This is a genomic window from Archangium violaceum (assembly GCF_016859125.1).
In the GTDB taxonomy this organism is placed as follows: domain Bacteria; phylum Myxococcota; class Myxococcia; order Myxococcales; family Myxococcaceae; genus Archangium; species Archangium violaceum_A.
Genome location: NZ_CP069338.1, coordinates 9,897,268 through 9,913,841, shown reverse-complemented (window position 1 = coordinate 9,913,841; position 16,574 = coordinate 9,897,268). Strand labels below are relative to the sequence as shown.

10 protein-coding genes are annotated in these 16,574 nt (G+C 69.2%); 8 read left to right on the top strand and 2 right to left on the bottom strand.

The window, feature by feature from the left end:
• Positions 1-49: 49 nt before the first annotated feature.
• The 8 genes from JQX13_RS41900 (at position 50) to JQX13_RS41865 (ending at position 13,961) form a co-directional block, all read left to right on the top strand.
• Positions 50-3,403 carry an AAA family ATPase gene (locus JQX13_RS41900; protein ID WP_203405010.1) on the top strand — a complete coding sequence of 1,118 codons (3,354 nt, stop codon included), beginning with the start codon at positions 50-52 and terminating at the stop codon, positions 3,401-3,403.
• Entirely contained in the window at positions 3,400-6,897 is a 3,498-nt protein-coding gene (locus tag JQX13_RS41895) for an AAA family ATPase (RefSeq protein ID WP_203405009.1), read from the top strand. Before JQX13_RS41900 ends, JQX13_RS41895 begins: the two co-directional genes overlap by 4 nt.
• Positions 6,894-9,194 carry an AAA family ATPase gene (locus JQX13_RS41890; RefSeq protein ID WP_239014176.1) on the top strand — a complete coding sequence of 767 codons (2,301 nt, stop codon included), beginning with the start codon at positions 6,894-6,896 and terminating at the stop codon, positions 9,192-9,194. The genes JQX13_RS41895 and JQX13_RS41890 overlap by 4 nt, the downstream gene beginning before the upstream one ends.
• Positions 9,195-9,230: 36 nt before the next feature.
• Positions 9,231-10,103, top strand: coding sequence for a serine hydrolase (locus JQX13_RS41885; RefSeq protein WP_203405008.1), 873 nt, complete (start codon positions 9,231-9,233; stop codon positions 10,101-10,103).
• 62 nt (positions 10,104-10,165) lie between these two features.
• Positions 10,166-11,044 (top strand): outer membrane beta-barrel protein, encoded by an 879-nt coding sequence (locus JQX13_RS41880; RefSeq protein ID WP_203405007.1) that lies wholly within the window; start codon positions 10,166-10,168, stop codon positions 11,042-11,044.
• A gap of 30 nt (positions 11,045-11,074) precedes the next feature.
• Positions 11,075-11,782 (top strand): response regulator transcription factor, encoded by a 708-nt coding sequence (locus JQX13_RS41875; RefSeq protein WP_203405006.1) that lies wholly within the window; start codon positions 11,075-11,077, stop codon positions 11,780-11,782.
• The gene (locus JQX13_RS41870; protein ID WP_239014175.1) at positions 11,757-13,367 is read left to right on the top strand and encodes a sensor histidine kinase; all 1,611 of its coding nucleotides are present in this window, start codon (positions 11,757-11,759) and stop codon (positions 13,365-13,367) included. Before JQX13_RS41875 ends, JQX13_RS41870 begins: the two co-directional genes overlap by 26 nt.
• 39 nt (positions 13,368-13,406) lie before the next feature.
• Positions 13,407-13,961, top strand: coding sequence for a DUF7710 domain-containing protein (locus JQX13_RS41865; protein ID WP_203405005.1), 555 nt, complete (start codon positions 13,407-13,409; stop codon positions 13,959-13,961).
• Between the two features lie 54 nt (positions 13,962-14,015).
• On the opposite strand, the gene JQX13_RS55705 is transcribed toward JQX13_RS41865, so the two are convergent.
• Both JQX13_RS55705 and JQX13_RS41855 read right to left on the bottom strand, forming a co-directional pair.
• Positions 14,016-15,179 (bottom strand): hypothetical protein, encoded by a 1,164-nt coding sequence (locus JQX13_RS55705; protein ID WP_203405004.1) that lies wholly within the window; start codon positions 15,177-15,179, stop codon positions 14,016-14,018.
• Positions 15,180-15,182: 3 nt separating this feature from the next.
• Positions 15,183-16,490: a hypothetical protein gene (locus JQX13_RS41855; RefSeq protein WP_203405003.1), complete on the bottom strand. Its 1,308-nt coding sequence runs from the start codon at positions 16,488-16,490 to the stop codon at positions 15,183-15,185.
• Positions 16,491-16,574: the final 84 nt, after the last annotated feature.

Genomic DNA, 16,574 nt, shown 5'->3' with positions numbered 1-16,574 from the left:
GTACCCCACCTATCAGGGAAGGTCTGCGCGGACATAGACTGCGCGGCTCATGGCCCCTTCCGATGCCGCGCCCGGGACCCTCGATTTCTCCACGCCGCTTCTATGCCAGCAGCTCTGGAGCGGTGACTATCAGGTGTTTCCCGTAGCCGCGCCCACCCTGACGAGCCACGCACACAGCCTCGAGGCCTGCCTGTCGGAGCAGCGGCTGTTCCTCGAGGAGCATCTGTCCAAGGTGGAGCCCGAGGAGCTCGCCCGGTTCTCCCTCCCCGCGCAGGTGCGGCTCGAGACGCTGGAGATCCTGGCGCCGCGCGCCGATCTGCCCAAGCGTCTCGTCAAGCCGACCACCCTGGAGCTGGCCGCGGTCGTCGTCCCGCTCCCGGAGGAGACCTGGGTCTTCGTTCCCGCGCTGGATCACACGGTCTATGTGGGCCCGAAGCAGGACGTCCGCGAGACCGTCCGCGCGGACGTGGAGCGGCTGCTCGCCGCGCAGGAGCCGACCGCCCACGAGTACCTGCGGCTGCTGCCTCCGAGATCGGTGACGCTCGAGACCCTCCCGCTCACGCTCCGGCGTCTGGACGTGAGCGACAAGGCCCGGCAGGCGAAGAAGAAGTGGGAGGAGAAGCTCGAGCGCGACCGGGCGAACGAGGTGCTCCTCTCCGTCTCCACCCCCTTGCACACCCGTGACGAGGCGAAGCACGGGCCACCGCTCGTCGGCCGGGATACCGAGCTCACGCTGCTGTCCGGCCTGCTCGGAGGGGAGAAGCGGCAGGGCGTGCTGCTCGTCGGCCCCGAGCTCGTGGGCAAGTCGGAGTTGCTCCACGCGTGGCTCCGTGCCGAACGGAAGGCGGGCCGCCACCGCCAGGTGTTCGCGACGAGCGGCTCGCGGCTGATCGCCGGCATGTCCGGCTTCGGCCAGTGGCAGGAGCGCGTGCTTCGCGTGATGCGCGCGGCGCAGGAGCTCGATGCCGTCCTCTATTTCGAGAACCTCGGCGAGCTGCTCGCGCAGCACTCCACGGAGTCCATCGACATCCCCGGCGCGATGAAGCCCTTCCTGGAGGAGGGCAGGGTGCGCTTCCTCGGCGAGCTCTCGCCCGATGCGTTGGATCTGCTGGAGAACCGGCACCCGGGCCTCTTCGCCGTGCTCGCGCGCGTGCGCCTGGAGCCCCTGGTGACCCGGCACACCCGCGAGGCGCTCCGGAGCCGGGCGGCCTGGCAGCGGCAGGCGGAACCCTCCAGGCCCACGCTGGCCGATGACGCGGTGGAGCCCCTCGTGGACCTGGCCGAGCGCTACCTGCCGAGCCGCGCGCTACCGGGCAAGGCCGTGCGTTTGTACGAGGAGATGCGCGCGGGCCTGCAGCAGGAGCGCACGGGGGATGGCCGGGTGCCCGTCCTCACTCGCGAGCGGGTGTATTCGCTCTTCAGTCTCAAGACCGGCGTTCCCGAGTTCCTGCTGCGCGAGGACCGCGCGCTGCTCGCCGCCGAGGTCGAGGCGCACTTCCGCCGCCAGCTCGTAGGCCAGGAGCTCGCGGTTCGCCGCGTCGTGGAGACGCTGTGCATGGTCAAGGCGGGGTTGCAGCCGCAGGGCAAGCCGCTGGCCACCTTCCTCTTCGTGGGCCCCACCGGCGTCGGGAAGACGGAGCTCGCGCGGCTGCTCGCCACGTTCCTCTTCGGCTCGCCGGAGCGGATGTTCCGCTTCGACATGAGCGAATTCATGGACGCCTGGGCCGCCGAGCGTCTCATCCGAGGCAACAATCAGGGCGAGGGGCTGCTCACGCGCCGCGTCCGCCAGCAGCCCTTCTGTGTGCTCCTGCTCGATGAGATCGAAAAGGCCCACCCGGCCGTCTTCGATCTGCTCCTGCAGGTCTGTGGGGAAGGGCGACTCACCGATGCCCGGGGGCAGACCGCCTGGTTCCACAACGCCCTCATCATCATGACGAGCAACCTCGGGGTGGCGCATCGCCGCGCTCCGCTGGGCATCGGTGCCACCGCGGTGGAGGATTCCTCGTACTACTTGCGCGAGGTGCACCGGCACTTCCGGCCCGAGTTCGTCAACCGCATCGATCAGCTCATTCCCTTCCACCCGCTCACGGCCGAGCAGGCGGCGGAGGTGGCGCGACTCGGGGTGGACAGGCTGGGGCAGCGGCGCGGGTTGTTCCAGCGCGGTATCTCGCTCCACGTCCCGCCGGAGATCACCACCGCGCTCGCCGCGTCGGGGTACCAGGAGGCCTATGGCGCTCGCGCCATGCGGAGGCACCTGGATCAGCAGCTCGTGGTCCCCATCGCCCGTGTGCTCTCCGCGGCCGGGCCCGATGCCCAGGGGGGACACGTGGAGATCTCCTCGCGTCCGGAGGGGCTCTCGGTGGAGCTGTCCAGGGGGAGTCCGAAATCGGCTCGGAACCAGCTCCGCCTGGTGTACGGCCTGCAGGAGAAACGGCGGGAAATCGACACGCTCTTCCGGTTGGACGCCGTGGAGCACCTCGCGGAACAGCTCCGCTTCCTGGTGGCCCAGCTCGCGCAGGGCGACCAACGAAATGCTCGCGGACCCGAGGCTGTCTCGGTGGGGAAACAGCGGCACGAGCACAGCCGGCTCGAGGAGCTCTGGTCCGAGAGCCAACGGCTGCGCTCGGCGCTGCTCGCCGCCGAGGAGCTGGCGCTGATGGCGCTCTTCGAGCAACAGGACGCCACCCCTTTCGTGGACGACGGCCACGAGCAGATCCGGGCGCTCCGCCGATTGATGCCCTTGGTGCTGCTCGCCCTGCAACCCCGGCGGGATGGGATCACGCTCATCCTCCAGGAAGCGGGGGAGACGCGGGCGCTCGATCGCTGGCTCCTGCCGCTGTTCGAGGATCTCCCGCGGCGCGGCTGGTCGGTCGGCGGTCGCCCCTCCATCACCAGCAAGGGCAGCGACCGCACGCGCAAGTGGGCCGACGAGGTCCTCGGCCTCGAGCAGCTGCGGAAGGCGCTCATGAATCCCTCGCGCACCTTCCGGGAGATCCTGCTGTCGGTCAGTGGTCCGTATGCCGGAGCCTTCCTGGCGCTCGAGGCCGGGTTGCATCGCTTCCCGCCCACGGAGAAGGAAGCGCCGGTCCTGCTCACCGTCAGGCCCGTGGGGATGGTCACCATCCTCTCCGAGAAGGAGCTCGAGCTGCCCGCCATCGCCCCTCCAACGCAACCGCCCCTCAAGGAGCTCCGGTTGACGCCGGCCGAGCGTGAGCACCTCCCCGAGGGCTGGCTCGCGCTGTGCGATGGCGCGCGCAAGCTCCAGCTCGACGGCGGGAGCTACTTCCAGCAGCTCGAGTTGATCCTCCTCGAACACATCCTCCACCTCGAGCGCTCCGGCGGTTTCGATCCCGAGAGTGGGTTCTCCTTCGTGCTCGACACGATCAGGGGCGCGAACCGATGAACCTCACCATCGCCGTCTACCAGAGCCGGTATGCCTCCGGTGGCTTCCGGTGGACCACGCTCGCACTCGGCCCCCATACCCGCGACCGCGAGGGCCGGAGCACGGTCAAGATCCAGCAGAAGCTCGTGGAGGACCTCCGGAACATCATCGGCGAGCTGCCGGTCCGTGAGCTCTCGTACTTCCAGCTTCCTCGCGGCATCCGCCTGGAGCGGTTGCAGCTCGAGCTCGACTTCAAGCGCGTGCGCGCCGGAGCCGAGACCCCCCGGCTATCGGGGCTCTTCCCGTTGATCCTCGAGCCGCGCTGGCGCACGCGCGACGAGCTCATGACCATCGCGTACCACCCCGCGCGCCAGGGCGAGTGGTTCCCGGTCGATACCGGCGCCAGCCTCGAGGAGCAGGCGAAGGTCTTCTTCACCCGCTCCTGGGCCGGGCTGGAGTCCTACGAGCTCGAGGAGCTGCGCTCCAACCGCAAGGACAGCCTCAAGGCGCTCGCGTTCGTGGCCAGACCGAAGTCGTTGCTCGACACGCTCGGTAAGAAGAACGGCCCCTGGGACGATCTGGAGATCGAGGACCGGCCCGGCAAGGAGAAGGGGAAGAAGAAGAAGAGGTCGGGCAACGGCAACCGGGTGCTGGGCAACCTGGGAACGAACCTCACCCTCCAGGCGGCGGAGGGCTCGCTCGACACCGGCATGGCACGGAGCCCCTACCGCGAGCAGTTGCAGCTCCTGCTCAGTGGCGAGCGGCGCACGCCGGTGCTGCTCGTCGGGCCTCCGGGTTGTGGGAAGCGGACCCTGCTCAAGCGCTTCGTGGCCGAGCAGCTCGAGGCCGAGGGCTTCCAGACCCACCGCAACCTGGACAAGGTGACCGAGGTCTGGATGCTCGCCGGCAAGCGGATCATCGCCGGCATGAGCTACGTCGGCGACTGGGAGCAGCGCTGCCTCGAGCTGCTCGAGGACGCGAAGGGCGGACGGCGCATCCTCTTCATCGAGGACCTACATGCCTTCGGACGCATCGGCCGCTCGCGCGACAGTGACGCCAACCTCGCGCTCTTCTTCCAGGGAGCGCTCGCGCGGGGGGAGATCACTCTCGTGGGCACGGTGACACCGGAGCAGCTCCAGCGGCTCGAATCGGATGCCCCGTCCTTCGCCGCGCTCTTCACCCAGCTCCACGTGCGGCCCACCCGCACCGACGAGACGCTCCGCATGCTGCTGCACGAGTCGCGCGAGCTGGAATCCAAGCACCGCGTCTCCTGGGAGGTCCCGCTCTTTCCGGCCCTGCTCGAGCAGGCCCAATCGCTCTTCTCCGGGAGCGCGCTGCCGGGCAAGGCGCTCGATCTGTTGCGTGCGCTGGCCACCGACGTGGGGGCTCCGGAGAAGCGCATCGGGATCGAGCAGTTCTTCGAGTACCTCTCGCGCCGCACGGGTCTGCCGGATTTCCTGCTCCGCCCCCAGGAGAAGCTGGCACCGGAAGAGGTCCACGAGGCCCTCTCGCGCAAGGTCATGGGGCAACCGGACGCGGTGGAGGTGGCGTGCGATCTCGTCGCGCGCATCCACTCCGGGCTCACCGATCCCCGGCGGCCCTATGGTGTCTATCTGTTCACCGGTCCCACGGGTACCGGGAAGACCGAGCTCGCACGCGCGCTGGCCAGCTACCTGTATGGCGATGCCTCGCGCATGGTGCGGCTCGACATGGCCGAGTTCCAGACGGCGGATGCCGTCGCGCGGCTCACTGGCGATGCCTGGCAGCCGGAGGGCCGTCTCACGCGCCTCATTCGCGAGCAGCCGTTCTCGCTCGTGCTGTTCGATGAGATCGAGAAGGCGCACTCCTCGCTGCTCAACCTGCTCCTGCAGACGTTCGACGAGGGCCGGCTGACCGACGCCTCGGGCGAGACGGCGGATTTCACGCATACCGTCATCGTGATGACGAGCAACCTCGGGGCCCGGCGCAAGCCGGCGGTGGGCATCGGGACTCCGGACTCGCGGGCCCTGGCGCTCGACGCGGACCGCGCCGTGCGCGAGTTCTTCCCGCCCGAGCTCTTCAACCGCATCGATCACATCGTGCACTTCGCGCCGCTCTCACGGGAGGTGGGCGAGAAGGTCGTCGAGAAGGAGCTCGCGCGGCTGCTGTCGCGGCACGGGTTGACCTCGCGCCACATCTTCGTGTCCGCGGACGACGCGGTGAAACGCCGCATCGTCGAGGAGGCCTTCGACCCGCAGCTGGGCGCGCGCCCGCTGAAGCGCTACCTGGAGGAGAAGGTCGGGCAGGTTCTCTCCGAGGCCATCATCCAGGGACCCCAGGCCCTGATGCGGCTGTTCCAGCTCTACACCCGGGACGGTCGTTTCGAGGTGCAGGCCGATGCGCTGATCCCCCGGGAGCCGGTGGTCGAGGGTTTCGCGCTGGAGCCGCTCCTGTCTCTCCCTGTCGCGCGGCTGCGCGAGAGGATGCTCGAGGCGCGCGAGGTGGTACGGGAGATGGGCGAGAGCGCCGCCCTCGGTTCGCTGTCCGAGCAGGTCCGCTTCCACCTCGAGCGGCTGCGCGCGGGCGAGCGTGAGCATGCCGAGTCGCTGTACACGCTCGATGCGATGCGGATGTACCTGGAGGAGTTCGCCTCCCAGCTCGAGTCCTTCGCCCGCGCTCCCGAGGAGGAGGCGCGCGAGATGATCGAGGTCGAGCGCTTCGGCATCCTGGAGCGGCCCAGGATGGACAGCTGGGATGGGGAGCGCGTCCGGATCTTCGACCGGCGGGCGCTCGCGCCGGTGAAGGTCGTCTCCCGCGAGCAGATGCTCGATGCGCTGGCCGAGGTGTACTTCCTGCAACGCATCCTCCGGAATCTCTCCAGCCCCGACCAACACGTGATCACCCTGGAGCTGCTGCCGCTCGGGCAGTGGCGGCAGGGCGCGTCCAACGGCTCCCTGCTCACCCGGTGGCTCTGCACGGCCTACGCCTGGTCTCGAGGCGCCATCGAGTCCTTCGCCGTGCACCTGCCCGGAGGCGCCGTGGTGACGGGAGGCGCCCGGCGGCTCCGGGAGTTCCTGGGCTCGTCGATGGCGGAGCCGGTGCACGCCGCGATCAAGCTGGTGGGTCCCGGTGTGCGGCCCTTCTTCGAGGGGGAGGGGGGACTGCACGTCTGGCAATCCTCGGGGCGGCTTCCGGAGATCGTGAAGGTCCGTGTCCACGAGGCGAGCGCGCCCGAGCCCTCGGAGTTGCTCGCGTTGCACGCCGTGAAGCTCCAGGCCTTCCACAAGGCGCGCCAGGAGGGGGTGAGCCCGCTGCCGGAGGATCCCGAATCGGCGGCCCCCGTCGTTCGCGCCTACCGCTTCGAGCCGCCCGCGCGGCCAGGGACGATCTCGGTGCTGGAGCTCGATGACTACCTGCTCACCCACAGCGGCGGCCACCGCGTGAGAACCCCGGCGGACGCCCTGCCAGCCCTGTGGCGGTTGAGGATGAGCCAGAACCCGGTGGACGGCCGCGAGAACGAGCGGGTGACGCCATGAGTGACAAGAGCCTTCGCGTCTACTTCACGACCCACCACGATGGCCGGCTCACCGGGCAGCTCCTGCCCGTCTGGGACCGCTTCTTCGATGCGCCTCCGCCTTCCGCCTACGGCACCAGCGAGGCCGAGGTCTACGCCCTGCTCGAGATGCAGGTGCGGCAACTGCTGCTCCAGGATTCCTCCGCGCTCGAACGCTTCCTGTGGGAGGAGACCCTGGAGGCCCGGACCATCTCCGTGGAGATCCACCCGCAGACCGTGCACAAGAAGCGGCCGGTGATCGCCAAGGCGCTCGTCCCGCTGAAGCTGACGTATGTCTACGGGAAGATGGAGAGTGGTGCCTGGCGCGTGCGGGTGCCGCGCTTCGGCTGGTCGTTCGTGATCGAGGATCTCTCCATCGCGCGCGAGGTGTTGCAGAACGCGCTCACCGCCGTGCTGCTCGGGGAGAAGCCCAAGGGCCTCTACGACTTCCGCCATGAGGGCCCGGAGTACGTGTGCAGCTGGGACCCGGGAGGGCTGCAGCGGGACTCCCGGAGCGGCAAGCGCGAGGTCCAACGGCCCGAGGTGCTGGAGCAGATCGGCGAGGAGCTGACCTCTCGCGCCCTGGGCGGCAGGCAGCCGGCGCTGGTGTACGACGGTGAGGCGATGCGCTCCTGGCTCGCCCATGCGCGGCGGCAGCCTCCGCAGTCGCTGTTGCTCGTCGGAGGGCCAGGGGTCGGCAAGACGAGCCAGGTGCTGATGCTCGCGCGTTTCATCGCCGAGCAGCGGCGTGAGGACAAGGAGACGCGTCTGCCGGACATCTGGCGCACCAGCGCCGAGCGCATCGTGGCCGGCATGGTGTACCTGGGCATGTGGCAGGAGCGCTGTCTGAAGATCGTCGACGCGCTCTCATATGAGAACGACTATCTCTACGTGGATCGGCTCACGTCGATCCTCGCGCCCCAGCCGGATGGCTCGTCGATTGGAGATCTGCTCCTCCCCGCCGCGATGAGCGGGGAGATCTCCCTCATCGCCGAGTGCACCGAGGCCGAGCTCGAGCGCTGCCAGCGGCGTTTCCCGGAGGCCCTGCGGCCCTTCCGCGTCATCCGCATCGAGCCTCCACCGGCCTCTCAGGTCCCTGAGTGGATGCTGCGCTACCAGTCGGCGAAGCGCAGCCGCGTGAGCATCCACGCCCTGGGCCTGAGACAGCTCGTGGGGCACCTCGAGACGTTCCAGCGCGACAGTCTGTTCCCGGGAAAGGCCTTCCGTTTCCTCGACTGGCTCGAACAGCAGGGGGAACGGGGCAAGGCCCGCACGCTCTATCCGCGTGATGTCTCCGAGGCCTACGCGCGCTACACGGGACTGCCACTCCAGCTCATCAGCGATGAGATCCCCGCCGAGCAGGCCACGCTCGCGGCGCAGCTGAGGCAGGGTGTCATCGGTCAGGAGCGCGCCTGCGATCTGGCCGCGGGCGTGCTCGCGCGGTTCAAGGCCGGGCTCAATGATCCGGACAAGCCCGTGGGCACGTTGCTCTTCGCCGGGCCCACGGGCGTGGGGAAGACGGAGTTGTCCAAGCAGCTCGCGCGCACGCTTTTTGGCAACGAGGATCGGATGATCCGGATCGACATGTCCGAGTACATGCTGCCCGGCTCGGCCCAGCGGCTGATGGAGGTGGGCCCCGGCATCACCAGCCTCGCCGAGCGCGTGCGCCAGCAGCCCATGTCGCTCGTCCTCTTCGACGAGCTCGAGAAGGCCCACCCGGATGTATTCGATCTGCTGCTCGGCATCCTGGGGGAGGGGAGGCTCACCGACAGCCTGGGACGGCTGGTGGACTTCCGGATGACGGTGGTCTGCATGACGAGCAACCTCGGCGTCGAGCCATCCGAACCGGCGGGCTTCGGTGCCGAGCGGGGCTCGGAGGACTTCCTTCGGGCCATCCGTCAGGCGTTCCGTCCGGAGCTGTTCAACCGCATCGATCACGTCATCCCGTTCCGCCGCCTGTCGGAGGCGGACGTGCTGCGCATCGTGGACCTGGAGCTGGAGAAGGCGGCGTCACGGGCGGGACTCCTGCGGCGCAGGCTGCGGCTGGTGGTGGAGCCGGACGCGCGAGCCTGGCTGGCCCGCAACGGGTACGAGCCGAAACTGGGAGCCCGGCCGTTGAAGCGGCTCATCGAGGCGAAGGTGATGGCCCCCATCGCGGTGCGGCTCTCGGCCGACGCCGCTCTGGAGGGGGCGATGCTCCCGGTGGTCGTGGCCGGCAGTGCCGCCGAGCGGATGCTGAGGCCGGAGTACCGCGCGCTCGCGACGGTGCTCGATGGGTGAGGGGAGCTGGACGTGGCGAAGATGTAATCTCCGGCCATGTTCTCCACCGCGCTCCTGCTCCTCCTCGCCGCGACACCGTCTGGCACCGAAACCCTCCGCGCCTCCCTCCAGGAGCGCATCGCCCAGGTGAAGGGCGCGTCCGTGGCGGTCGCCTTCCAGCACCTCGGTGATTCCAAGGACTCACTGTTCCTGGAGGCCGACCGCTCCTTCCATGCGGCCAGCACCATGAAGGTGCCGGTGATGATCGAGCTCTTCCGACAGGCCGATTCCGGCAAGCTGTCGCTGGACCAACCGGTGACGCTGGCCAACCAGTTCGCGTCCATCGTGGATGGCTCGCCGTACTCCCTGGAGGCCAAGGACGACGAGGACGCGGCCCTCTACGAGCGGCTCGGCAAGCCGGTGCCGGTGCGCGAGCTCGTCAAGCGGATGATCACCCGCTCGAGCAACCTGGCCACCAACACGGTCATCGCCCTGGTGGACCCGAAGCGCGTCACGAAGACCCTGCGCTCGCTGGGGGCCCGCCAGATGGCCGTCCTGCGCGGTGTGGAGGATGGGAAGGCGTACGAGAAGGGTCTGAACAACACCACGACTGCGAGGGATCTCGCCACCGTGATGGCCGCCATCGAGCGGGGGCAGGCCGCGTCACCCGCTTCCACGAAGGCCATGCGCTCCATCCTGCTGGCCCAGGAGCTGAACCAGGAGATCCCAGCGGGACTGCCCGCGGGCACTCCCGTGGCGCACAAGACGGGGCAGATCTCCGGTGTCCTTCATGACGCCGCCATCGTCTACCCGTCGGGCCGTTCGCCCTATGTCCTCGTGGTGCTCACCAGCGGCATCCCGGACGAGAAGGTGGCCCGCGCGCTCATCGTGGAGCTCTCCCGGCGGGTTTACGCGCACGTGACTCGCTGACGCCTGGAGCCACGTACGGGCGAAGTGCTATGTGCTGGCGCCCTTCTTCGGAGGAGAATTTCTTGCGTACGCTGTTCATCTCATTGGCCGTGCTCGCCACGGGTTGTGCCACGACACCGCCGGCCAAGACCGCGGCCCAGCGCCTCGCGGAGCTCAAGCGCGAGCGCCAGGAGCAGGGGGCCGGGCAGGATCAGGTTTCCGAGCAGGCCGATGCCCCGGAGGCACGGCAAACCGAGAGCACTCCCACGAACGAGGCTTCGGCTCAGCCCACGGAGGAAGCCCAGCCGTCCACTCCGGTTGCCTCCGTGAATGAGCCGTCTCCGGAGCCGCCCGAGCCCCCGGAGCCGCCCGAGCCCCCGGAGCCGCCCGAGCCCCCGGAGCCGCCCGAGCCCCCGGAGCCGCCCGAGCCCCCGGAGCCGCCCGAGGCTCCGACCCTGGTGGTGGTCCCTGTTCAGCCGGAGGAGACGACGGGTCCTCGCGCGGGTCGGTTCGGCATCCGCGGCACGCTGTTCGGCGCTGGTTTCGGCCTTCCCACGATCAGTACGCCCCAGGGTTCCGGCTCGACGGTGGGCGTTCGCTATTTCCTCAGCGACTGGGTGGGCATGGACTTCGAGGTGGGCTTCGCCCTCGCGTCGGCGGACAAGGAGATCGTCACGGGGCTGGGCGCGGGCATCGGGCTGAACCTCTACGGCGGCACCCCAGGAGACGCGTTCCGTCCCTACTTCGCGGCCGGGTTGGGGGCGACCGGCGTCACGGGCAGCGGGCTCGAGGGCTCCACCTCGGTGTCGTTCTCCGCGGGTGGAGGAATGGAGTTCTGGCTGATCCCCCGACTCTCGGTGAACGCGGGCCTGATGCTGTCACTGGCCGCCGACCCGGAAAATGACGTCCTCTTCCTCGGGACGGTTCGCCCGGGAATCGGCCTGACGCTCTACACGAAGTGAGGCAATCGTCCGTGATAGGGTTCGGATGCCGTGACCGAACCTCCTTCCATCCTGGTGGTCGATGATGATCCACACCTGCGTGAGGTGGTGGGGTTCGCCCTCACGCAGGCGGGCTTCCATGTCGAGCAGGCCTCCGATGGGAGAGCAGGCCTGGAGCAGGTGCGGCGCTCGGTGCCCGCGCTGATCGTCCTGGACATCATGATGCCCGAGATGGATGGGCTGGAGATGTGCCGCGAGGTCCGCCGCACGCACGAGATTCCCATCGTGTTCCTCTCCTCGCGAGACGACGAGGTGGACCGGATTCTCGGGCTGGAGCTGGGCGGTGACGACTACATCACCAAGCCCTTCAGTCCGCGCGAGCTGGTGGCGCGCATCAAGGCCGTGCTGCGCCGGGTCCGAGCCACCCCGAGCGCGAGTCCCGCGGCACCCGCTGCCACGGCCTCGCAGGTGCTGCAACGGGGGCCTCTGCGGCTGGACCTCGACCTGTGGCGCGCGTACTGGAACGAGCGGGAGGTGGTGCTGACGGTCACCGAGTTCCACCTGCTCGCCGCGCTTCTCCGCGCGCCCGGCAAGGCGTTCACCCGGGACGAGCTGATGACGCGTGTCTATGAGGACGTGGTGGTGAGTGATCGCACCATCGACAGCCACGTGCGGCACATCCGGCAGAAGTTCGCCGCGGCCGGAGGCGAGGTCATCCAGACGGTGCACGGCCTTGGCTACCGGCTCGCGATCCCCTGAGTTCACGCGCGCCCGCCCGCGCCTGTGGATGGTCTTCGCGGCGGTGGGGCTGGGGACTCTCGTGCTCGCGCTGCTCGGCCTGGTGCTCGTCCGGGTCTATGACGATCAGCTCATCCGCCAGACGGAGAGCGAGCTCATCGCCCAGGGCGTCGTGGTCTCCGAGGTGTACCGCGATTTGCTGCGCGAGAAGGTGGGGACCCGGGACTATGGCCTGAGCCGTGTCGCGCCCTGGCCGTTCCCGACAGCCAAGGGCTCGCATCTGCGGCCCATCCTCCCTTCACTCCGGGCCTCGGACGAGGTGCTGCCCCCGGCGGAAGGACCCCCGGATTCCGCCATCCCCGCCGAGCCCCTCGCGCGACAGGCGGGCGACCAGCTCGCTCCGCTGCTCATCCACGTGGGGCGATCCACGCTGGCCGGCATCCGGGTGGTGGACCTTCAGGGCGTGGTGGTGGCCAGCAGTGCCTCGGGCCTCGGAACCACGCTGATGGCCCGGGAGGAGGTCCAGCGGGCCCTGCGCGGCGAGCTCCGGAGTGTGCTGCGCCGGCGCATCGCGGATCCCGAGGACGCACCGCTCGCCTCGCTGAGCCGCGACACGGGTGTGCGGGTGACGGTGGTCCTGCCCGTGCTCGAGGAGGAGAAGGTCTGGGGCGCGGTGGTGCTCTCCCGTACGCCCATGACGTTCGCCAAGGCCGTCTACGCGGACCGGTGGAATCTCACGGCGACCGGGTTGGTGTTGCTGGGCGTGGTGGCGCTGATGTCCCTGGCCGCCGCGGCGCTGGTGGTCCGTCCGGTGCGAGCCCTGGTGCGGCAGACGCGAGCCATCGCCGCCAGCGCGCCCGAGGGCTTCGAGCCGGTTGCACGCCCGGTCGTGCAAGAGCTCGCCGAGCTCTCCGAGTCCCTGGCCGGAATGGCCACCGCGCTGAGGGATCGCAACCAGTACATCCGCTCCTTCGCGGCGAACGTGTCGCACGAGTTCAAGACGCCGCTGGCCTCCATCCAGGGCGCGGTGGAGCTGCTGCGCGACAGCGCCGACAGCATGTCCCCCGAGCAGCGCGAGCGCTTCCTGTCCAACATCGACGCGGACGCGCGGCGTCTCACCCGGCTGGTGCAGCGGCTGCTGGAGCTCGCGCGCGCGGACTCGCTGGTGGCCCGCCCCTCGCGGACGGAGGTTGCTCCGGTGCTGGAGGCCCTCGCGGAGCGTGGCCGGGCGCAGGGACTCGCCGTGGAGGTGGGCGCGGTATCGCCAGGGCTCACCCTGGGGCTGCCCGCGGAGGTGCTGGAGGACACCGTCTGGCAGCTCATCGTCAACGCCTCGCAGCACGGGGGCGAGGGCGTGCGGGTGCGGCTGGAGGCGGACGCGGTGCCGGGCGAGGGGAGGGGCTGGGTGGTGGTACGGGACGATGGGAGGGGCATCTCCGAGGCCAATAGGGCGCGCGTCTTCGATGCCTTCTTCACGACGGCGCGGGAGCGGGGAGGCACGGGGCTCGGGTTGACGATCGCCCAGTCGATGCTGCGCGCCTTCGGTGCCCGCCTGGAGCTGCTGCCCACGGAGGAGAAGGGGACTGCCTTCGCCGTGGTGGCGTAGGCTACGTCACCTGGTCCTCAACGGAGGTCGCGACTCCCCATGCGTCGGCTGCGCTTTCCCATCGTCATGCCCTATCGCCGGTCCAGTGATTACCTCGTGTGGATCCCGGCCACTCGCGAAGTACTTCTTCCGTTGGGGGCACCTGGCTACGTGGAGGACGATCCCACCCGTACGGGTGGCATGCGTGAATTCTTCTGGGCCTTCGAAGCGGAGAATGGACTGCGGTTCCAGGTTTCATGGGATGAGGGCGCGGGGGGTGCTCTCGTCCAGGCCGATCCACCCGATGCACAACAGACCATCTCGGCCCTACGCGCCCTGGGAGTGGATGCGGCCTTCGAGATAAATACGGTTCCCGAGGGGCTTCCGCTGCGGCGATACCATGCATTCGGAGCTGTGTGGCTCTTCACGGGCCAGGGCGCGGCGCAGCCAACGGCCGTCTTTTCTCGCAAGCAACTGGCCGACGAGTGGCTCGCCAGGACGAAGTACTCGGGCACGCTCGTGGCGTACCCTCTCGACGAATCTCGCTATGACATGGAAAGGCGGCTGGGTAGATACCCTCTGCCACTCGCTGGCTCGGCAGCCGCCTCCCGTTGAAACACGGAGGCGACTACCCTCACCCCCCGCCCTCTCCCAGAGGGAGAGGGGGCATCACCGGAAGTAGCTCTTGGAGATGTCCACCGAGTAGCCCAGCTCCAGCGTCGGCGCGGAGGCCGACACGAGGTACTGCCGGAAGTGGAGCACCTTGCCCGGCAGCGGCGTCTTCGTCTCGAGCCCCGCGTCTTCTCCCTCCCTGGCCTCGTACTGCTCCATGCTTCCTCCCTCCCGCCGGTAGTTGAAGACGGCCGGGAAGTGCGCCCGCCCCCGCACCGTGCCCACCGGCCAGGACACCCGGGGCAGCGCCAGCTTCAAACGGCCCGACAGGTGGAAGACGCCCAGATCCCTCGCCAGGACCACCTCCAGCGAGGCCTCCGTCTCCCCGAAACGCGCCGGGGCTACCTTCAACTTCAGCCGGCCGTCCTTCTCGTCGGGCACGAGCGGGACCGAGTCGAGCAGCACCCGCTCGAGGTGGTGGCCCTCGGGGAGCTCCAGCTCCAACTCCTGCTCGCGATCCAACCGCAACGCGTAGCGCACGCGCACGGAGGCCTTGCCCTCCAGCGTGGACACCCAGGAGGCCTGGGCCTCGGGGATGCTCGGCTCCATCGGCGGACGCACCACCTGACGGGCCACCTTCGGCGTGACGGCGGTGCGCCAGCCGATCCTCAGCACGCCCTGCCGGGGATACACCTCGGAGTCCTCACTTCCGGAGGCGGCCGGCTCGGTCAGCGTGAAGGCCGTGGCGTCCGCTTCCAGCCGGAGCGGCACTGGCGTGACGTGAGGTCCGAAGCGCAGCTGCACCTGGCGCTCGGGGCCGGTCACCGTGGGTCGCAGGGCGAGGCTGACATCGAAGGCGTAGCGGCCCGGCGTTCGCGTCACCAGGCTCAGCTGCCCCTCCAACGCGCCCACCGTGGCTTCCTCCAGTGAGGGCAGCTCGGTCAGATACATATCCGGGTCGAGCTGCAGCAGCCTCACCCGCGTCCAGTGTCCGCTGGCGAGGACTTCCACCTCGAAGTGCGCATCCACCAGCAGGGCGTCCGCGGTGAGGCGCCCCTCGAGCTGGCTCTTCACCACCAGGGCATCCGTGGGGGGGGCGGGGGGCGTCTGCTCCTGGTGCTTCGCATACAGCGGGAGCAATTCCTGGAGTGGCACCGTCGCCGAGCCCGAGGGCGTTTGCGCGGTCAGCATCAATACGAGCACGAGAGAAGAGGTCCACATGGTTCACCTCGCTTCCTGGGTGACGGGGGCGTGCGGCGGCTCGCCTCCGGGTGGGAGATCCGAGAGCAGGGCCCGCACACTCGCGCGGGTGGAGAGGGCCATCAGGCCGAGCAGCGCCGCGAGGAGCTCCAGCGTGTAGATGAGTCCGGTGTAGCCCTGGAGGATGACGGCGGTGGTGGGCACCACGAGGGTGGCGCCCCAAACGCCCGCCAGCCGCGAGGTGCGCTCTCCTGGATAGAGACGCTTCGCGTAGGCAACCACGGCGGCGCCGAGGCCGAGGGTGGCCAGCGCGTAGGCCACGTAGAAGTTCATGAAGGCCGCCAGGTACGCGAGCAGCACGAAGAAGAAGCCGTAGGCGGCGGCCAGCAGGTAGGACTCGTAGAAGGCCAGCGGTCTACGGTGGTGGATGCTGAAGGCGGCGAGCAGGGCCAGCAGGCCGAGGAAGGGCACCCAGGCCCGGCCCGCCATGGTGGAGACGACGTCGTCGTACGCCTCCTCCGAGGGGAGGATGACTCCCAGGTTCACGCCGGACTCGAGCGACTGGAAGGCCCAGTCGAGCGCCACCGTGTCGCGTCCGGTCTCCACCGTGTTGGCCACGAGGACCTGGGGCGGATAGTCATAGTTCTCGCCCCCCTCCACGGTGAGGTGCAGCCGCACGTCGCGGGCCGGCAGCGAGGGATCCAGCTTGTAGAGGAAGGAGTCGAGACCCCGGGCGCGGTAGCGGATGGAGAAGTGGCTGGTGGCGCCCTGGGGGATACGGCCCGTCCAGACGAGACGGTTTCCGGACTCGCCCAGGTCCAGGTCCGCCTCGCCGCCGTTGACGAGGAACTGCAACTCCGAGAGGAGCACCTGGGACTTGTCCACCTCGATGGGGAAGATGAAGGCCACGTCGATGTCGTGGCCCTCCCGGTTGACGGCGGCGTAGTCGGCGGAGAGGGTGAAGTCGAAGCCGGAGAAGTAGCGCAGGCCGCGCTTGCGGTAGTTCATCCGGGCCTGCACCTGCACGTGCTGCTTGTCGAAGGGCAGGGGCTTGAGCTCGGTGAAGATGGTGCCGCTCTGCACATAGCGCAGCGAGGGCGCCGGCTGCACGACGGGGGCGCCCCAGCGCTCCTCGACATCCCGGGCGAGCTCCGAGCTGGCGAAGTCGGTCCGGTCCGCCACCTGGCTGGCGATGACGGCGGTGGCGAAGACGACGATGAAGAGGCTGCCGAAGACGTGGTGGCGGACGAGCCACGTCAGCGCCCGCCTGACCGCCGAGCCCGTGGGACGCGGCGGCGGCGTGGGTGTGGGGTTGAGGGTGTCTGGGCTCATGGGCCCAGAGTGGGGCAGGGGGGTGCAGTGCGAATGGATGCCCCGTGCACTTCCCCAGGAATGTTCGTGCAGAAATTGTTGCGG

Coding starts and splice junctions, on each gene's coding strand:
- JQX13_RS41900 (WP_203405010.1), top strand. CDS start 50: ATGGCCCCTTCCGATGCCGCGCCCGGGACCCTCGATTTCTCCACGCCG.
- JQX13_RS41895 (WP_203405009.1), top strand. CDS start 3,400: ATGAACCTCACCATCGCCGTCTACCAGAGCCGGTATGCCTCCGGTGGC.
- JQX13_RS41890 (WP_239014176.1), top strand. CDS start 6,894: ATGAGTGACAAGAGCCTTCGCGTCTACTTCACGACCCACCACGATGGC.
- JQX13_RS41885 (WP_203405008.1), top strand. CDS start 9,231: ATGTTCTCCACCGCGCTCCTGCTCCTCCTCGCCGCGACACCGTCTGGC.
- JQX13_RS41865 (WP_203405005.1), top strand. CDS start 13,407: ATGCGTCGGCTGCGCTTTCCCATCGTCATGCCCTATCGCCGGTCCAGT.
- JQX13_RS55705 (WP_203405004.1), bottom strand. CDS start 15,179: ATGTGGACCTCTTCTCTCGTGCTCGTATTGATGCTGACCGCGCAAACG.
- JQX13_RS41855 (WP_203405003.1), bottom strand. CDS start 16,490: ATGAGCCCAGACACCCTCAACCCCACACCCACGCCGCCGCCGCGTCCC.